The sequence below is a fragment of the Citrobacter sp. KTE151 genome (genome assembly GCF_000398845.1).
GTDB lineage: Bacteria > Pseudomonadota > Gammaproteobacteria > Enterobacterales > Enterobacteriaceae > Citrobacter > Citrobacter braakii.
Map to the genome: position 1 here is coordinate 826,983 of NZ_KB976065.1, position 17,073 is coordinate 844,055.

At 52.8% G+C, this 17,073-nt stretch carries 21 protein-coding genes; 11 read left to right on the plus strand and 10 right to left on the minus strand.

The genetic code is table 11. The features are described 5' to 3' along the window. Positions 1–49: 49 nt before the first annotated feature. The 7 genes from murA to mlaF form a co-directional block, all read right to left on the minus strand. Positions 50–1,309: a UDP-N-acetylglucosamine 1-carboxyvinyltransferase gene (gene murA / locus WC7_RS04785; RefSeq protein ID WP_003839949.1), complete on the minus strand. Its 1,260-nt coding sequence runs from the start codon at positions 1,307–1,309 to the stop codon at positions 50–52. Between the two features lie 53 nt (positions 1,310–1,362). Beyond that, on the minus strand, positions 1,363–1,617 hold the full coding sequence (gene ibaG / locus WC7_RS04780) for a BolA family iron metabolism protein IbaG (RefSeq protein WP_003025040.1): 255 nt from the start codon (positions 1,615–1,617) through the stop codon (positions 1,363–1,365). A gap of 169 nt (positions 1,618–1,786) precedes the next feature. Beyond that, positions 1,787–2,080, minus strand: coding sequence for a lipid asymmetry maintenance protein MlaB (mlaB, locus tag WC7_RS04775; RefSeq protein WP_016154680.1), 294 nt, complete (start codon positions 2,078–2,080; stop codon positions 1,787–1,789). Continuing rightward, positions 2,080–2,715 carry a phospholipid-binding protein MlaC gene (gene mlaC / locus WC7_RS04770; protein WP_016154681.1) on the minus strand — a complete coding sequence of 212 codons (636 nt, stop codon included), beginning with the start codon at positions 2,713–2,715 and terminating at the stop codon, positions 2,080–2,082. The genes mlaB and mlaC overlap by 1 nt, the downstream gene beginning before the upstream one ends. An 18-nt stretch (positions 2,716–2,733) precedes the next feature. Beyond that, positions 2,734–3,291, minus strand: a complete 558-nt coding sequence (gene mlaD, locus WC7_RS04765; RefSeq protein WP_016154682.1) for an outer membrane lipid asymmetry maintenance protein MlaD — start codon at positions 3,289–3,291, stop codon at positions 2,734–2,736. Between the two features lie 4 nt (positions 3,292–3,295). Then, positions 3,296–4,078: a lipid asymmetry maintenance ABC transporter permease subunit MlaE gene (gene mlaE, locus WC7_RS04760; RefSeq protein WP_003025053.1), complete on the minus strand. Its 783-nt coding sequence runs from the start codon at positions 4,076–4,078 to the stop codon at positions 3,296–3,298. 7 nt (positions 4,079–4,085) lie between these two features. Beyond that, complete coding sequence (mlaF, locus tag WC7_RS04755; protein ID WP_016154683.1) at positions 4,086–4,898, minus strand: phospholipid ABC transporter ATP-binding protein MlaF; 813 nt, start codon at positions 4,896–4,898, stop codon at positions 4,086–4,088. Positions 4,899–5,112: 214 nt separating this feature from the next. Here mlaF and WC7_RS04750 point away from each other — a divergent pair, with 214 nt between their 5' ends. The 11 genes from WC7_RS04750 (at position 5,113) to npr (ending at position 13,032) form a co-directional block, all read left to right on the plus strand. Next, the gene (locus tag WC7_RS04750) at positions 5,113–6,090 is read left to right on the plus strand and encodes a calcium/sodium antiporter (RefSeq protein ID WP_016154684.1); all 978 of its coding nucleotides are present in this window, start codon (positions 5,113–5,115) and stop codon (positions 6,088–6,090) included. Positions 6,091–6,103: 13 nt separating this feature from the next. After that, entirely contained in the window at positions 6,104–7,090 is a 987-nt protein-coding gene (gene kdsD, locus WC7_RS04745) for an arabinose-5-phosphate isomerase KdsD (RefSeq protein WP_016154685.1), read from the plus strand. A 20-nt stretch (positions 7,091–7,110) separates the two neighbouring features. Beyond that, positions 7,111–7,677 carry a 3-deoxy-manno-octulosonate-8-phosphatase KdsC gene (gene kdsC, locus WC7_RS04740; protein WP_016154686.1) on the plus strand — a complete coding sequence of 189 codons (567 nt, stop codon included), beginning with the start codon at positions 7,111–7,113 and terminating at the stop codon, positions 7,675–7,677. Further along, complete coding sequence (gene lptC / locus WC7_RS04735; protein ID WP_016154687.1) at positions 7,674–8,249, plus strand: LPS export ABC transporter periplasmic protein LptC; 576 nt, start codon at positions 7,674–7,676, stop codon at positions 8,247–8,249. The genes kdsC and lptC overlap by 4 nt, the downstream gene beginning before the upstream one ends. Next, the gene (lptA, locus tag WC7_RS04730) at positions 8,218–8,766 is read left to right on the plus strand and encodes a lipopolysaccharide ABC transporter substrate-binding protein LptA (RefSeq protein WP_016154688.1); all 549 of its coding nucleotides are present in this window, start codon (positions 8,218–8,220) and stop codon (positions 8,764–8,766) included. Before lptC ends, lptA begins: the two co-directional genes overlap by 32 nt. Before the next feature lie 6 nt (positions 8,767–8,772). Beyond that, positions 8,773–9,498, plus strand: coding sequence for an LPS export ABC transporter ATP-binding protein (gene lptB / locus WC7_RS04725; protein ID WP_003025073.1), 726 nt, complete (start codon positions 8,773–8,775; stop codon positions 9,496–9,498). Positions 9,499–9,544: 46 nt separating this feature from the next. Beyond that, positions 9,545–10,978: an RNA polymerase factor sigma-54 gene (rpoN, locus tag WC7_RS04720; protein WP_016154689.1), complete on the plus strand. Its 1,434-nt coding sequence runs from the start codon at positions 9,545–9,547 to the stop codon at positions 10,976–10,978. A 22-nt stretch (positions 10,979–11,000) separates the two neighbouring features. After that, positions 11,001–11,288, plus strand: a complete 288-nt coding sequence (gene hpf, locus WC7_RS04715) for a ribosome hibernation promoting factor (RefSeq protein WP_003025078.1) — start codon at positions 11,001–11,003, stop codon at positions 11,286–11,288. 83 nt (positions 11,289–11,371) lie between these two features. Then, positions 11,372–11,863 (plus strand): PTS IIA-like nitrogen regulatory protein PtsN, encoded by a 492-nt coding sequence (gene ptsN / locus WC7_RS04710; RefSeq protein ID WP_016154690.1) that lies wholly within the window; start codon positions 11,372–11,374, stop codon positions 11,861–11,863. Between the two features lie 45 nt (positions 11,864–11,908). After that, positions 11,909–12,763 (plus strand): RNase adapter RapZ, encoded by an 855-nt coding sequence (rapZ, locus tag WC7_RS04705; RefSeq protein WP_003025085.1) that lies wholly within the window; start codon positions 11,909–11,911, stop codon positions 12,761–12,763. Beyond that, positions 12,760–13,032: a PTS phosphocarrier protein NPr gene (npr, locus tag WC7_RS04700; protein WP_003828770.1), complete on the plus strand. Its 273-nt coding sequence runs from the start codon at positions 12,760–12,762 to the stop codon at positions 13,030–13,032. The genes rapZ and npr overlap by 4 nt, the downstream gene beginning before the upstream one ends. 86 nt (positions 13,033–13,118) lie before the next feature. On the opposite strand, the gene mtgA is transcribed toward npr, so the two are convergent. The 3 genes from mtgA to arcB all read right to left on the minus strand — a co-directional run bounded on the left by mtgA (position 13,119) and on the right by arcB (position 17,054). Then, positions 13,119–13,838, minus strand: a complete 720-nt coding sequence (mtgA, locus tag WC7_RS04695; protein ID WP_016154691.1) for a monofunctional biosynthetic peptidoglycan transglycosylase — start codon at positions 13,836–13,838, stop codon at positions 13,119–13,121. After that, positions 13,835–14,488 carry an isoprenoid biosynthesis glyoxalase ElbB gene (elbB, locus tag WC7_RS04690; protein WP_016154692.1) on the minus strand — a complete coding sequence of 218 codons (654 nt, stop codon included), beginning with the start codon at positions 14,486–14,488 and terminating at the stop codon, positions 13,835–13,837. The genes mtgA and elbB overlap by 4 nt, the downstream gene beginning before the upstream one ends. Positions 14,489–14,717: 229 nt before the next feature. Next, the gene (gene arcB, locus WC7_RS04685) at positions 14,718–17,054 is read right to left on the minus strand and encodes an aerobic respiration two-component sensor histidine kinase ArcB (RefSeq protein ID WP_016154693.1); all 2,337 of its coding nucleotides are present in this window, start codon (positions 17,052–17,054) and stop codon (positions 14,718–14,720) included. Positions 17,055–17,073 lie beyond the last annotated feature (19 nt).

A 17,073-nucleotide genomic window follows, 5' to 3' on the forward strand; every position in this document is an offset into this window, starting at 1 on the left:
GTAGTAACCCCCGGTTCACAGAACTGGGGGTTACAAGAGACGTAGACGATTACTCGCCTTTCACGCGCTCAATGTTTGCGCCCAGCGCGCGCAGTTTATCTTCGATGCGCTCATAGCCGCGATCGATGTGATAAATACGATCGACTACCGTCGTACCTTCAGCAATACACCCTGCCAGCACGAGGCTTGCAGATGCGCGCAGATCGGTCGCCATAACCTGTGCGCCGGAGAGCGTTTCCACACCGTGGCAAATCACGGTATTGCTTTCGATTTCTGCGTGAGCGCCCATACGGCTCAGCTCAGGCACGTGCATAAAGCGGTTCTCAAACACGGTTTCCGTGATGAAACCCGTCCCTTCTGCCACCAGGTTCAGCAACGTGAACTGGGCCTGCATATCGGTAGGGAACGCCGGGTGCGGCGCTGTGCGCACATTGACCGCTTTCGGACGTTTACCGTGCATGTCCAGGCTGATCCAGTCGTCACCGACTTCGATATCCGCTCCCGCATCACGCAGCTTCGCCAGAACGGCATCCAGCGTGTCAGGTTGTGCATTGCGGCAGATAATTTTGCCGCGAGAAATTGCCGCTGCGACCAGGAAAGTACCGGTTTCGATGCGGTCAGGCAGAACGCGATACACACCGCCGCCGAGGCGCTCAACGCCTTCGATAGTAATACGATCGGTACCCTGGCCTGTGATTTTTGCGCCCAGCGCAATCAGGAAGTTCGCGGTATCCACGATCTCCGGCTCACGCGCGGCGTTTTCGATGATGGTAGTGCCTTCGGCAAGCGTTGCTGCGCACATGATAGTGACCGTCGCGCCGACGCTCACTTTGTCCATGACGATATGCGCGCCTTTCAGGCGGCCATCAACGGACGCTTTCACATAGCCTTCTTCAAGCTTAATAGTCGCGCCTAACTGCTCCAGACCGGTAATGTGCAGGTCAACCGGACGCGCGCCGATGGTGCAGCCGCCCGGCAGTGAAACCTGGCCCTGGCCAAAGCGGGCAACCAGCGGCCCAAGCGCCCAGATGGATGCACGCATGGTTTTGACCAGATCGTACGGCGCACAGAAGACGTTCACGTCACGTGCATCAATGTGCACAGAACCATTACGCTCAACTTTCGCCCCCAACTGGCTCAGCAGCTTCATTGAGGTGTCAACATCCTTCAGTTTCGGGACGTTCTGGATCTCTACAGGTTCTTCAGCCAGCAGCGCCGCAAACAGGATCGGCAGCGCGGCGTTTTTAGCGCCTGAAATTGTGACTTCGCCCTGGAGCTTGGTTGGCCCCTGAACACGAAATTTATCCATTATTCTGTTCTCTGTTAAGAATTTATCTTCGCTACCGGCATATCACCCGTAGCTCAAAAACCGTTAAGTTTGCGATCGCGCGCCCATTCCGCTGGAGTAAACGCCTTAATCGACACGGCATGAATGCGGTTGTCCGCAATGTACTCCATCAACGGGCCATAGACCGATTGCTGTTTCTTGACCCGGCTCATGCCTTCAAACATCTCACCCACGGCAATAACCTGAAAGTGACTGCCGTCGCCAGAAACGTGGACTTCCTGGAGGGAGAGTGCATTCATCAGCACGCTCTGAATTTCATTATTTTCCATGGGCTCTTCATTCGTCAGATAGTGAAAACAGCCCAACATCTTAGAGCAAAGTGGCGCTGTCATAAATAAGCAAAAAGCCCCGCTGATAAATCAGACAAGGCTTTAGTGGCAGATCCCCCGCAGAGGAGTTGCCGGATGGCGGCACAAGACCTTATCCGGCTTACAAAAATTAACGCGGAAGAACGTCGTCAGGCAAATTGTAAAGCTGCGCCAGCGTGTACACTTTATCGTTAACGCCAGCGAGCGAAACGCTGTTCCCCTGCTGCTTGCCCTCATTAATCAGGTGCAGCAGTAATGCCAGACCACCGGTATCCACCCGGGAAATCTGGTTCAGGTCGATGCAGGATACCCCTTTCATCGCCTCAACTCGCGCATCCCATAATGGGTTTAACACGTCCTGATCCAGCTCTCCCACCAGCACCAGCTTGTCGCCTTCACGCATCCAGGTGAGTGACTGCGTCATTATTTTTTCTCTTCCAGCGTGATTTTCTGCTGAGAAATAGATTTCAGCTGTGCCGTCAGGCCATCAATACCTTTCGTACGCAGCAGGTCGCTCCACTCATTCTGTTTGGTGGTGATCATACTTACGCCTTCAGCAATCATGTCATACGCCTGCCAGTTACCCGTCTGGGAATTTTTACGCCACTGGAAATCCAGACGTACCGGAGGACGACCGTTTGGATCGATGATGGTTACGCGGATAGGCACGATGGTCGCATCACCCAGCGGCTGCTCAGGGGCAATCTGATAGGTCTGGCCGTGGTACATCGCCAGCGCCTGACCGTAAGCCTGCTTCAGATATTCACGGAATGCGGCGAAATAGGCGTCACGCTGAGCCGGTGTCGCATCTTTGTAGTAGCGGCCCAGTACCAGTGCGCCTGCATACTTAACCTGCACGTAAGGCAGCAGTTCCTGATCGACCACCTGACGCAGGTAATCCGGGTTGGAACGGATTTTAGGTTGCTCGTTCTTCAGACGGTCAAACGTCTTCTGCGCCGCCTCATCCATCAGTTTGTACGGGTTCGTCTGGTCCGCTGCGGTTGCCGCGCTAAGTGGAGCAATTACCAGCATAGCCACCATCATCAATCGTTTAAACATACGTCGATTCTCCTGAGATTATTTCGTTGCGCCCGCAGGCGTAGTGGCTTCATTATTGCCTTCAGTTGCGGCTGGCGCATCGCCAGAATTCTTATTGTCATCACCTTTACTGTTGCTGTTGTAAAGGAACTGACCAATCATATCTTCCAGCACCATCGCAGATTTCGTGTCCTGAATCGTACCGCCATCTTTGAGGATAGACGTTCCCAGCTCAGGATCTTCAAAACCTACGTTCAATGCCAGATACTGTTCGCCCAACAGACCGGAAGTACGGATGCTCAGAGAACTGGTGTCAGGAATATGGTTAAAACGCGATTCAATTTCCAGCGTCACGCGCGGCAGGTACGTTTTCTGATCTAACGAGATGTCCGATACGCGTCCTACCACGACCCCGCCAATCCGCACCGGAGAGCGCTCTCTCAGACCGCCGATATTATCAAAGGTCGCATAAATCGTATAAGTCGGTTCAGTACGCATTGAGGTGACGTTCGCCGCCTTTAGGCAGACAAACAGCGCGGCCAGCAGCGCAACCAGCAGGAATAACCCGACCCAAATTTCATTTTTTTTCGTTTGCATGAACTCAATTCCCAAACATCAGTGCGGTCAGCACAAAATCCAGCCCCAGAACGGCAAGAGAGGCGTGCACTACGGTGCGTGTCGTTGCCCGGCTAATCCCGGCAGAGGTCGGGATAGCATCATAACCATTGAACAATGCAATCCAGGTGACCGTAATGGCAAAAACCACGCTCTTAATCAGGCAGTTGACCAGATCCAGACGCCAGTCGACGGCATTTTGCATAGCCGACCAGAAAAAGCCTGCATCAATACCTTTCCAGCTTACGCCAACCAACGACCCACCCCAGATCCCCACCGCGACAAATATAATCGTCAGCAGCGGCAATGAAATGACACCGGCCCAAAAACGCGGGGAGATCACTCGGCGCAGTGGATCGACGGCCATCATTTCCAGGCTGGAAAGCTGCTCGGTCGCCCGCATCAGGCCAATCTCTGCGGTTAAGGCCGATCCGGCCCGCCCGGCAAACAATAGCGCCGCAACCACCGGCCCCAGCTCACGTAGCAATGACAGCGCCACCAGCATACCGAGGCTGGTTTCCGCACTGTAGGTCGTCAGCACCAGGTATCCCTGCAACCCCAGCACCATGCCGATGAACACGCCAGAAACAATAATGATCAGCATCGATAAGACACCGACATTATAGAGCTGGCGTATCAGCAGCGGCGCATGTTTGCGAAACTCCGGCTTGCCGACAACTGCATTGAACAACATTAATCCGGCTCGCCCGAACGTCCTGAGGGTTTTTATTCCCCGATGTCCGAGTGATGCCAGCGCATTTAACAACATGGGTGGCTTAACTCCCTGTTTTGAGTAAATCGATGTGGTAGTCGCCCGCCGGGTAACGGAACGGAACCGGTCCATCGGCAATGCCATCGAGGAACTGACGCACACGCGGATCGGCATTTTCTTGCAGCGCCTGAGCACTACCGTAGGCCACTATTTTTTTGTCCGCCATAATATAGGCGTAATCCGCAATACTCAGCACTTCTGGCACATCATGGGAAACCACCACGCAGGTGACGCCCAGCGCGCTGTTCAGTTCAGAAATCAGCTTCACCAGCACGCCCATGGTGATGGGATCCTGGCCGACGAACGGCTCATCAAACATAATAAGGTCTGGCTCCAGCGCGATAGCACGTGCTAACGCAGCACGACGCGCCATCCCACCAGATAATTCAGAAGGCATTAATTTTGCCGCGCCCCGCAGGCCAACGGCCTCGAGCTTCATCATTACCGTGCTTTTCAGCAGCGGCGCAGGCAGCGTTGTATGCTCGCGCAACGGGTATGCAACGTTGTCAAACACATTCATATCAGTAAACAGCGCACCAGACTGGAATAGCATGCTCATGCGCTTACGCACGGTAAATAAACGCGAACGGGACATGGCCGGGACATTTTCGCCGTCAAACAGGATCTCGCCCTTATCGGGGGAAATTTGTCCGCCGATCAGACGCAACAGCGTCGTTTTGCCGATGCCTGATGGCCCCATGATCGCCGTCACCTTACCACGCGGCACCGTCAGGGAAATATTATCAAAGATGCAGCGGTCGCCTCGGGAAAAGCTGACATCGCGCATATCGATTAGATTCGCCACAGACTGACCCATTGATTCATCCTTTACTATTGCCTCGTTGATCGAAGAGCTTGGCGCTCAATTTAGCCCTGAACCCAACATATTTACAGATTATTACCTGTCCTGGTTAGCGAAAGCTGGCATTTGTTTTACTTTTTAGCTGCATAAAGTCAAAATTAAGAATTCGTGACGGCTTCCAGAAATCCTTCAAGTGGACCGGCGAGTATACCTGAAGAAAGGACTTTAGATGCTTTTAGCGACGGCGCTGTTAATAATTGGTTTACTTCTGGTGGTCTACGGTGCCGACCGACTGGTATTTGCCGCATCCATTTTATGTCGAAACTTCGGTATTCCCCCCATTATCATCGGGATGACCGTGGTCAGCATTGGTACATCGTTACCCGAGATAATTGTCTCCGTTGCCGCATCGATGAACGGGCAGCTTGATTTAGCCGTCGGTACCGCCATCGGCTCTAACATTACCAACATTCTGCTTATTTTAGGCCTGTCGGCGCTGATTCATCCTTTTACCGTGCATTCTGATGTTCTGCGTCGTGAATTACCGCTAATGTTGCTGGTAAGCATCTTAGCCGCATCGGTCCTGTATGACGGGCAATTGAGTCGCAGCGATGGTTTCTTTCTTCTGCTTCTGGCCGTGCTATGGCTGTTATTCATTGTTAAAATCGCCCGTCTGGCTGAGCGACAAGGTAACGACAGCCTGACCCGCGAGCAGATCGCGGAACTGCCGCGCGAAGGCGGGTTACCGGTCGCATTTTTGTGGTTGGGTATTGCGCTAATTATTATGCCAATGGCAACGCGTATGGTGGTAGATAACGCAACCGTACTGGCGAACTACTTCGCCATGAGCGAACTCACCATCGGGCTGACGGTTGTCGCCATTGGTACCAGCCTGCCGGAGCTGGCAACGGCAATTGCGGGTCTGCGTAAAGGTGAAAACGATATTGCCGTCGGCAACATCATCGGTGCGAACATTTTTAATATTGTTATCGTCCTCGGACTGCCGGCGCTGATTACGCCGGGTGAAGTCAATCCGATGGCCTTCACCCGTGACTATAGCGTCATGCTGCTGGTGAGCGTAATTTTTGCACTACTCTGCTGGCGACGTCCGCGCCAGATTGGTCGCGGCGCGGGTGCGCTGCTGACCGGCGGTTTTATCATATGGCTGGCGATGCTGTATTGGTTATCGCCACTTCTCGTTGGATAACTGGAAACGCATTATGTCGCACTTAGAGTTGCAACCGGGTTTTGACTTTCAGCAAGCAGGCAAGGAAGTCCTGGCAATTGAACGTGAAGGCCTGGCAGAGCTTGATCAGTACATCAACCAAAATTTTACTCTCGCCTGCGAGAAAATATTCAGTTGCCCGGGCAAAGTTGTAGTGATGGGGATGGGGAAATCTGGACATATCGGGCGGAAAATGGCGGCCACATTTGCCAGCACCGGCACCCCCTCATTTTTCGTGCATCCAGGCGAAGCCGCACATGGCGATCTGGGCATGGTCTCGCCGCAGGATGTAGTCATCGCCATCTCTAACTCCGGTGAATCCAATGAGATAGCGGCGTTAATCCCGGTGTTAAAACGTCTTCATGTACCGCTTATCTGCATGACCGGTCGTCCGGAAAGCAGCATGGCGCGTGCGGCAGATGTGCATCTGTGTGTTAAAGTGCCCAAGGAAGCTTGCCCGTTAGGCCTGGCGCCGACCAGCAGCACGACCGCAACGCTGGTGATGGGCGATGCGCTAGCCGTAGCATTATTAAAAGCGCGTGGCTTTACCGCGGAAGATTTTGCGTTATCTCATCCCGGTGGCGCACTAGGCCGTAAGCTTTTACTGCGCGTTAACGATATTATGCATACGGGCGATGAGATCCCGCATGTGACTAAAAGCGCCAGCCTGCGTGACGCCTTACTTGAGATCACGCGTAAAAATCTCGGCATGACCGTCATTTGCGATGATGACATGAAGATTGACGGTATTTTCACCGATGGCGATTTACGTCGCGTCTTCGATATGGGCGTTGATGTTCGCCAGTTAGGCATTGCCGATGTGATGACCCCTGGCGGCATTCGCGTGCGTCCGGGCATTCTTGCCGTCGATGCCCTGAACTTAATGCAGTCCCGCCATATCACCTCGGTTATGGTTGCTGATGGCGACCGGTTACTTGGTGTGTTACATATGCATGATCTGCTGCGTGCAGGTGTAGTGTAAGAAACTCAAGGATAAAGAAAATGAGTAAAGCAGGTGCGTCGCTTGCGACCTGTTATGGACCCGTCAGCACAGACGTTATCACCCGGGCAGAGAACATCTGTTTGCTGATCCTGGATGTGGATGGCGTACTGTCTGATGGTCTGATTTATATGGGCAACAACGGTGAAGAGCTGAAGGCTTTTAACGTCCGCGATGGTTACGGAATTCGCTGTGCGCTCACTTCCGGTATCGAGGTTGCCATTATTACCGGACGAAAGGCTAAACTTGTAGAAGATCGCTGTGCCACATTGGGGATCACGCATTTGTATCAGGGGCAGTCAGACAAACTGGTCGCCTTTAACGATCTCCTTAGCAAACTGGCGATCGCTCCTGAAAATGTTGCGTACGTTGGCGATGATCTGATCGACTGGCCGGTGATGGCACAAGTGGGATTAAGCGTGGCGGTGGCGGATGCTCATCCTTTGCTGATCCCGCGGGCCGATTATGTCACCCGCATCGATGGGGGACGCGGCGCGGTACGTGAAGTCTGCGATTTATTACTCCTGGCGCAGGGCAAACTGGACGAGGCCAAAGGGCAATCGATATGAGCAAAACCAGACGTTGGGTTATCATTCTACTGTCGCTGGCTGTCCTTGTGATGATTGGTATTAATCTGGCAGACAAAGACGACACCGCTGAGGTCGTCGTAAATAACAACGAGCCAACCTATAAGAGCGAACATACTGATACCGTTGTGTATAGTCCCGAAGGCGCACTGAGCTATCACTTGATCGCGCAAAACGTTGAATATTATTCGGAACAAGCGGTTTCGTGGTTTACTCAACCGGTATTAACCACATTTGATAAGGATAAAGTACCGACCTGGACGATCAAGGCTGATAAAGCCAAATTGACCAACGATCGGATGCTATATCTGTACGGCCATGTTGAGGTCAACGCCCTGGTGCCCGACTCTCAACTACGCAGAATTACGACCGATAACGCACAGATTAACCTGGTGACACAAGACGTCACTTCCGATGATCTCGTCACGTTATATGGCACAACATTTAACTCCAGCGGACTGAAGATGCGCGGCAACTTACGCAGCAAGAACGCCGAGCTGATTGAAAAGGTTAGAACCTCATATGAAATCCAAAACAAACAAACTCAGCCTTAATCTTGTGCTTGCCAGCGCACTTCTGGCCGCCAGCATCCCGGCATTCGCCGTCACCGGCGATACCGAGCAGCCGATTCACATTGAGTCGGACCAGCAGTCCCTTGATATGCAAGGCAATGTGGTGACCTTTACTGGCAACGTGATTGTGACTCAGGGCACCATCAAAATTAACGCCGATAAAGTCGTCGTGACCCGCCCTGGCGGTGAAGACGGTAAAGAAGTCATTGATGGCTACGGTAATCCTGCAACCTTTTACCAGATGCAGGACAACGGTAAACCGGTTAAAGGCCACGCCTCACACATGCATTATGAACTGGCGAAAGACTTCGTCGTTCTCACCGGTAAGGCTTACCTGGAACAGCTCGATAGCAACATCACAGGCGATAAGATCACCTATCTGGTGAAAGAGCAGAAAATGCAGGCCTTCAGCGATAAAGGCAAACGCGTCACCACCGTTCTGGTACCGTCGCAGTTGCAGGACAAAAACAAGGCTCCGGCAGAGAAAAAAGGTAACTGATTCGTTATGGCAACATTAACTGCAAAGAACCTTGCAAAAGCCTATAAGGGCCGCCGTGTGGTGGAAGATGTCAGTCTGACCGTCAACTCCGGGGAGATCGTCGGTCTGCTCGGTCCTAACGGTGCGGGCAAGACAACGACCTTTTACATGGTGGTCGGCATTGTTCCGCGTGATGCGGGCAACATTATCATTGATGACGAAGACATCAGCCTGCTGCCTCTGCATGCGCGCGCGCGTCGCGGCATCGGCTACTTGCCGCAGGAAGCGTCTATTTTCCGTCGCCTGAGCGTGTTTGATAACCTGATGGCGGTGCTGCAAATTCGTGACGATCTTACCAGCGAGCAGCGGGAAGATCGCGCCAACGAGCTGATGGAAGAGTTCCACATCGAACACCTGCGTGACAGCATGGGACAGTCGCTCTCCGGTGGTGAACGACGCCGCGTGGAGATCGCCCGCGCACTGGCCGCGAATCCGAAATTTATCCTGCTGGATGAACCGTTTGCCGGTGTTGACCCGATTTCCGTTATTGATATCAAACGGATCATCGAACACCTGCGCGACAGCGGGCTTGGGGTGCTGATTACCGACCATAACGTTCGCGAAACGCTGGCAGTGTGTGAGCGCGCCTACATCGTGAGTCAGGGCCACCTGATCGCGCATGGCACGCCAACAGAAATACTGCAGGATGAGCACGTTAAACGCGTATACCTTGGGGAAGACTTCAGACTCTGATAGGGTAGAAGACTTCACGTCACCGCAGGAGAGAACAACTCTGAACATGAAGCAAGGTTTGCAACTCAGGCTTAGCCAACAACTGGCGATGACGCCTCAGCTACAACAGGCTATCCGTCTGTTGCAGCTGTCCACGCTGGAACTTCAGCAAGAACTTCAGCAAGCGCTGGAAAGTAACCCACTGCTCGAGCAAACCGATCTTCACGACGAAATTGATACCCAGGAAAAACAGGACAGCGAATCCCTCGACACCGCAGATGCTCTCGAACAAAAAGAGATGCCAGAGGAGCTGCCGCTTGACGCCAGTTGGGATGAAATTTACACCGCCGGTACGCCTTCTGGCACCAGCGGGGATTACATCGACGACGAACTGCCTGTGTATCAGGGTGAGACCACGCAATCGCTGCAGGATTACCTGATGTGGCAAGTGGAGCTGACCCCGTTCTCGGATACCGATCGCGCAATTGCGACATCCATTGTTGATGCGGTAGACGAAACCGGTTATCTCACCGTAACCCTGGACGATATTCTCGAAAGCATGGGCGATGACGACGTCGGCATGGACGAAATCGAAGCCGTGCTTAAACGCATTCAGCGTTTTGATCCCGTGGGCGTGGCGGCCAAAGATCTCCGCGACTGCTTATTGATCCAACTTTCACAGTTTGATAAAGCCACGCCGTGGCTGGAAGAAGCGCGCCTGATCATCAGCGATCACCTCGATCTGTTAGCCAACCATGACTTCCGCACGCTGATGCGCGTAACCCGGCTGAAAGAAGATGTGCTGAAAGAAGCCGTCAATCTTATTCAGTCCCTGGACCCCAGACCTGGGCAGTCTATCCAGACCGGGGAGCCAGAATACGTTATTCCGGATGTACTGGTGCGTAAGCATAACGATCGCTGGGTGGTCGAACTCAACGGCGACAGCATTCCACGGTTGCAGATTAACCAGCACTACGCCGCCATGTGCAACAGCGCGCGCAACGATGCTGACAGCCAGTTTATTCGTAGCAATCTGCAGGATGCAAAGTGGCTGATTAAAAGCCTGGAAAGTCGCAATGATACGCTGCTGCGCGTCAGTCGCTGTATCGTTGAACAGCAGCAAGCCTTCTTTGATCAAGGCGAAGAGTTTATGAAACCGATGGTGCTGGCGGATATCGCCCAGGCCGTCGAGATGCACGAATCGACCATTTCCCGAGTGACCACGCAAAAGTATCTGCACAGTCCGCGCGGCATTTTTGAATTGAAGTATTTCTTTTCCAGTCACGTTAACACTGAAGGCGGAGGCGAAGCCTCATCCACAGCTATACGTGCACTGGTGAAGAAATTAATTGCTGCGGAAAACCCCGCGAAACCGCTGAGTGACAGCAAGTTAACCTCTATGCTGTCAGAACAGGGTATCATGGTGGCACGCCGCACTGTTGCGAAGTACCGAGAGTCTTTATCCATTCCGCCGTCGAACCAGCGCAAACAGCTGGTCTGACCCAACCGATAAGGAAGACACTATGCAGCTCAACATCACTGGAAACAACGTCGAAATCACTGAAGCCTTACGCGATTTTGTTAATACAAAATTCGCCAAGCTAGAACAATATTTCGACCGGATTAATCAGGTCTATATTGTGTTGAAAGTGGAGAAGGTGACACATATCTCGGACGCAACACTGCATGTGAACGGTGGCGAAATTCATGCCAGCGCGGAAGGTCAGGATATGTACGCCGCCATTGACGGTTTAATTGATAAACTGGCTCGGCAGTTAACAAAACATAAAGATAAACTGAAACAGCACTAACTTGTCCGGGCAGTTAGCGGGTGCAGGACGGCCTGTTGTGTCGCACAACGGGCCATTTGTACAGTTAGCGCTTAGGTGAAATTATGACAAATAACGATACGACTCTACAACTGAGCAATGTTCTTAACCAGGAATGTACACGCGCTGGCGTTCACTGCCAAAGCAAGAAACGCGCGCTGGAAATCATCAGCGAACTGGCGGCAAAACAGCTCAGCTTGCCCTCTCAGGTGGTATTTGAAGCCATTCTGACGCGTGAAAAAATGGGCAGTACCGGCATCGGTAATGGAATTGCTATCCCGCACGGAAAGCTGGAAGAAGACACGATGCGCGCAGTTGGCGTGTTTGTGCAACTTGAAACGCCAATTGCTTTCGACGCCATTGATAATCAACCCGTCGATCTGCTTTTCGCCCTGCTGGTTCCGGCAGACCAAACCAAGACGCATTTGCATACGTTGTCGCTGGTCGCTAAACGTCTGGCCGATAAAACCATCTGCCGCCGCCTGCGCGCAGCACAGAGTGACCAAGAGTTGTATCAAATCATCACGGACACCGAAGGTGGACTGGATGAAGCATAACAACCCAATGGCATCCTTTTTTGTCGTTGTGAGGAGAAACAGTACATGGTACTGATGATCGTCAGCGGTCGTTCGGGGTCAGGAAAATCTGTCGCCCTGCGAGCGCTGGAAGATATGGGTTTTTACTGCGTGGATAACCTTCCCGTAGTGCTGTTGCCCGATCTGGCTCGTACTCTGGCCGATCGCCAGATTTCTGCGGCCGTCAGCATTGATGTGCGCAACATGCCTGAGTCCCCAGAGATTTTCGAGCAGGCAATGAACAATCTGCCTGAAGGCTTCTCACCACAGTTGCTGTTCCTTGACGCCGATCGTAACACCCTGATTCGCCGCTACAGCGACACGCGTCGCCTGCATCCTCTTTCCAGCAAGAACTTATCTCTGGAGAGCGCTATCGATAAGGAAAGCGATTTGCTGGAGCCGCTGCGCTCTCGTGCTGACCTGATCGTGGATACCTCCGAAATGTCCGTGCACGAACTGGCGGAAATGTTGCGTACCCGCCTGCTGGGCAAGCGTGAACGCGAGTTGACGATGGTATTCGAATCCTTTGGTTTCAAACACGGTATCCCAATTGACGCGGATTACGTCTTTGACGTGCGCTTCCTGCCTAACCCGCACTGGGATCCGAAGCTGCGCCCGATGACCGGCCTTGACCGCCCCGTTGCCGCCTTCCTTGACAGGCACACAGAAGTACACAATTTTATCTACCAGACTCGCAGCTATCTTGAGCTATGGTTACCCATGCTGGAGACCAACAACCGCAGCTACCTCACCGTAGCTATTGGCTGTACCGGCGGGAAACACCGTTCGGTGTATATTGCAGAGCAGCTGGCAGACTACTTCCGCTCACGCGGTAAAAACGTACAGTCACGCCATCGTACGCTGGAAAAACGTAAATCATGACCGTGAAGCAAACTGTTGAAATCACGAATAAGCTGGGTATGCATGCTCGCCCAGCCATGAAACTGTTTGAATTGATGCAGGGTTTTGAAGCAGAAGTTTTGCTGCGTAATGATGAAGGAACGGAAGCCGAGGCAAACAGTGTTATCGCTCTGCTGATGCTGGATTCCGCCAAAGGGCGTCAGATAGAAGTTGAAGCCACGGGTCCACAGGAAGTGGAAGCCCTGGCAGCGGTGATTGCCCTGTTTAATTCAGGGTTTGATGAAGATTAGCCGAGTACCTGAAGCGCTGCGCTCATCAGGCCTACACGGCAACGTCACACTCCCGTAGGCCGGATCCGTATACGGCAATAAACCCATTAATACAGCTTATTTTCCCGCATAAACGACCCACCGCCTAGCTGGCGCATTTGGCGCATAATCCACGCCTGACGGCTACGTACATAACCAGAAGGCGCATTCGCTTTAAAACGCAAAGGATTGGGTAATACCGCCGCCAGCAAGGCCGCTTCAGACAGACTCAGCCGACTGGCTGGCTTATGGAAATAGCGCTGCGCCGCTGCCTCCACGCCGAAAACCCCATCACCAAACTCAGCAATATTCAGGTAAACGGTCAGAATACGCTTCTTGCTCCAGACGGTTTCCATACCCAGCGTCAGCCCGGCTTCAAGACCTTTACGCACCCAGCTACGTCCATCCCACAGAAAGAGGTTTTTTGCCGTCTGTTGCGATAACGTCGACGCCCCGCGAATACGGTTTTCATTACGTTCGTTGTGCGCCAGCGCTTTCTCTATGGCGGAAACATCGAATCCCCAGTGCTCGGGAAACTTCTGGTCCTCCGCGGCGATCACCGCCAGTCCCATCCACGGTGAGATCTCATCCATGCTCACCCAGTCTGAGTGCGCCACATAACCGAAATCACCGGACAGCCATGCGCTCAGTTGCCGCTCGACCATCACGGCAGAGAAAGGGACTGGCATCACGCTGAAAAGTGCGATGCCCCCGCCCCAGAATACGGCGAGGACAACGACCGCCCGCAGAAAGATACGTCGCAGAAAGGCGGTAACTCCTTTTCTCATTCAGCCAGCACCAGCACACGTGATACCAGTTTATCGATACCACTCGCGGCCTGAGCGATGTCCTGCGCCAGCATATAGGCGGGAGTGGTGACGATTTTGTTGTCTTCATCAACGACAATGTCATCAACCGGACAAGGCACATGTTCTGCGCCCATCTCTTCCAGCACCTCTGCCGTATCAATATCAGTACCGATGGTCAGACGCAGCGGAAAGTCAAAAATTTTAGGTAACATGGCAGGCGCAATGCACATAAATCCCAGCGGCTTACCCGCCTGATGCATAGCCACCGCCAGCGCAGCTAAGTCGCTATCAACCCGGCACTCACTGCCCTGGCTGGCAAAATTGCTCAGATTTTTGGCCGCGCCAAACCCGCCTGGCACGATCAACGCATCCAGTTCCGTTGAGACTGCCTGAGCAAGTGGGCGAATATCACCGCGTGTTATACGGGCGGCTTCAATCAGCACATTACGCGTTTCCTGCATCGGCTCGCCGGTCAGATGATTAATCACATCCGCTTGTTGTTTATCCGGTGCGAAACAGACGGCCTGAGCGCCGTTGCGGGCAATCGCCAGAAGCGTGAGAACAGTTTCATGGATCTCTGCGCCGTCATACACGCCGCATCCGCTGAGCACTACACCCACTTTTTTCATCGTGATACTCCTTTCTCAACTGGCTGAAACATATTAGTTATTATGATTTAAATGCTACGCTTCACACATTTAACTGATTCATGTAACAAATTATTTAAGATTTGCTATCTTAACTGCGTGCGGCCTGAAAATTAGGGCTGCGCCCTTGTAAACAATGATAATAATTTACGGCGCAGCCACGATTTCCCTGGTGTTGGCGCAGTATTCGCGCACCCCGGTCAAGCCGGGGTCATTTTTTTTCCACGCTCGCCACCCAGGCCTTCAATACCGCCACGTCGTGCTGCCACTCCTGCTTCATCTCTTCAATCCATTCAGCAACATTATCTTCCCAGGCTGGAAGGTCTGGCGATTGGATTTGCTGACCTAACTGTTGCAGGTGGCGCAGCCCCACTGAACCTGCCGCGCCTTTAATTTTATGGCCTTCCTCAACAACGCCTTTTTTATCCCGTGCGGTCAGATTGGACTCCAGCACGCTCAAATATCCCGGCATCATCTTCTCAAACACCGCCAGTCCGTCGGTTATTAACTTCGGTCCCACCAGCTCGAGGTATTGTTCCAACATAGGAATATCTAACAGCGCTTGCGATTTACTGCTCTCTTCAGATGTCACAGTGCTCTCCTCTTTGTTTCGGGTATCCCAGTATTTTTTGATCATGGCGGTTAACGCCGGAACCGACAGCGGCTTACTCAGCACGTCGTCCATTCCCGCGTCCAGATACTCTTTTTTATCTTTCAGAACGTTGGCGGTAAGCGCAACCAGCGGCGGCAGGTCCTCACGGGCGTATTTTTGCGTCAGCTCGCGCGAGATATCCAGACCGGTCATATCCGGTAGCTGAATATCCAGCAGCACCAGGTCATATTCGCCCGGCGTGAACATTTCCAGCGCGGCTTTCCCGGTCATGGCGACATCCACGCTGTTGCCCAGTTTTTCCAGCACTGAACGCGCGACAATAACGTTCAGTTCGATATCTTCCACCAGCAGCACATTCAGGGCTGGCAGCGGCATGTCGTCGTCTTCAAAGGCGTCTTCAATCTCTTCCGCTACCGCAGGCGCATGCACGGTCAGCGTAAAGATGGAGCCTTTGCCAGCCTGGCTGGAGACCGTAATATCACCGCCCATGTTTTTCGCCAGACGCTTCGATACGGCCAGTCCAATCCCGGTTCCCGTTGCCGGTTTGCCGCCATTGCTGTCCTTCACCTGATAATACATGGCGAAGATTTTATCTTGCTCATCCTGCGGAATACCGATCCCGGAATCTTCAACCTCGAAATGCAGTATATTCCCCTGGTCATAGCGCGCCCGCACGGTTACCTGCCCCTGCTGGGTAAACTTCACGGCGTTGCTGATCAGATTCCACAGAATCTGGCGCAAACGCGTGCCGTCGGTAATGACCTTATGCGGCAGTGGTAACGTCGGCTCGAGCACAAAACGCAGCCCTTTTTGCTGCGCCTGCAGGCCAGAGAGGTTTTCCAGATCCGCCATAAAGCTGGTGAAATCGATCGGCTGGTTATCGAGCTGAACTTTACGTCGCTCCATCTTATCCATGTCAATAATATCGTTGAAAATATTCCCCAGCGTCACGGCAGAGACGTGGATTGTTTTCAGGTATTTTTCCTGCTCAGCGGTCAGATCCGTATCCAGCAGGATCCGGCTTAAGCCGACAATGCCGTTAAGCGGGGTGCGCAGTTCGTGGCTGATGGTAGAAATGAAGGTGGTCTTATCGCGGCTGGCGCGCTCTAACGCGTCCTGATAACGCTTACGCTCGGTAATATCGCGCCCAAAGCCCATCAGACCATGCCGCTTACCTACGCGGTCATAGTAAGGCACTTTGCGAATTTCAAAGCAGGCTTTGCGCCCGTCCGGATAGTCCAGCCACTGTTCGTAGGTGAGCGAGACGTTATGACGGAACACCTTCTCGTCGGTTTCAATGACCTTTTCTGCCGCCTCAGGGGAGTAAACATCAGCCGGTTTTAAATTCACCAACTGCTTTTCGCTCTTGCCGGTCAGCAGTTCCATGGCACGGTTACAGCCGGAAAATTCTTTATCTTCATTACGATAAAAAACCAGATCCGGCGAGGCATCAAGGAAAGAGCGTAAAAAGGAAGACTGCTGCTCAAGCTGAATCTGCGCTTCTTCGCGCTCTTTGATTTCAACCTTCAACTGCTCGAACGTATCCTGGCGCTCCGCTTCGGCTTTTTCGCGCTCAACAATTTCCTGATTAAGCTGGGCAATATTATCTTTTAACTGCACATTGAGCTTGAGATCGCGCTCGCGCATCTCTTCCAGCTTTTGTACCAGTCGTGACAAGCGTTGCCGGGACTCTTCCAGTTGCTCCACCACCACTGACAGAAAATAGACGGCCCAGGGGGTAATTAACAGACCAAAAAAGATAGAGCGGATAACATCAATGCTTTCTACCTGGCCATGCAGCACCATGGTGACAGCCATCTGCACCACAATCGCCAACACGACCAGCGCCAGCGCCAATAACAGCGAAAAGCGCACCAGACCCAATTTCATCATCAGGTCGACGTAATATTGCGCCAGCATACGGATTTGCTTCATAGAGGGTTCCTTCACGACA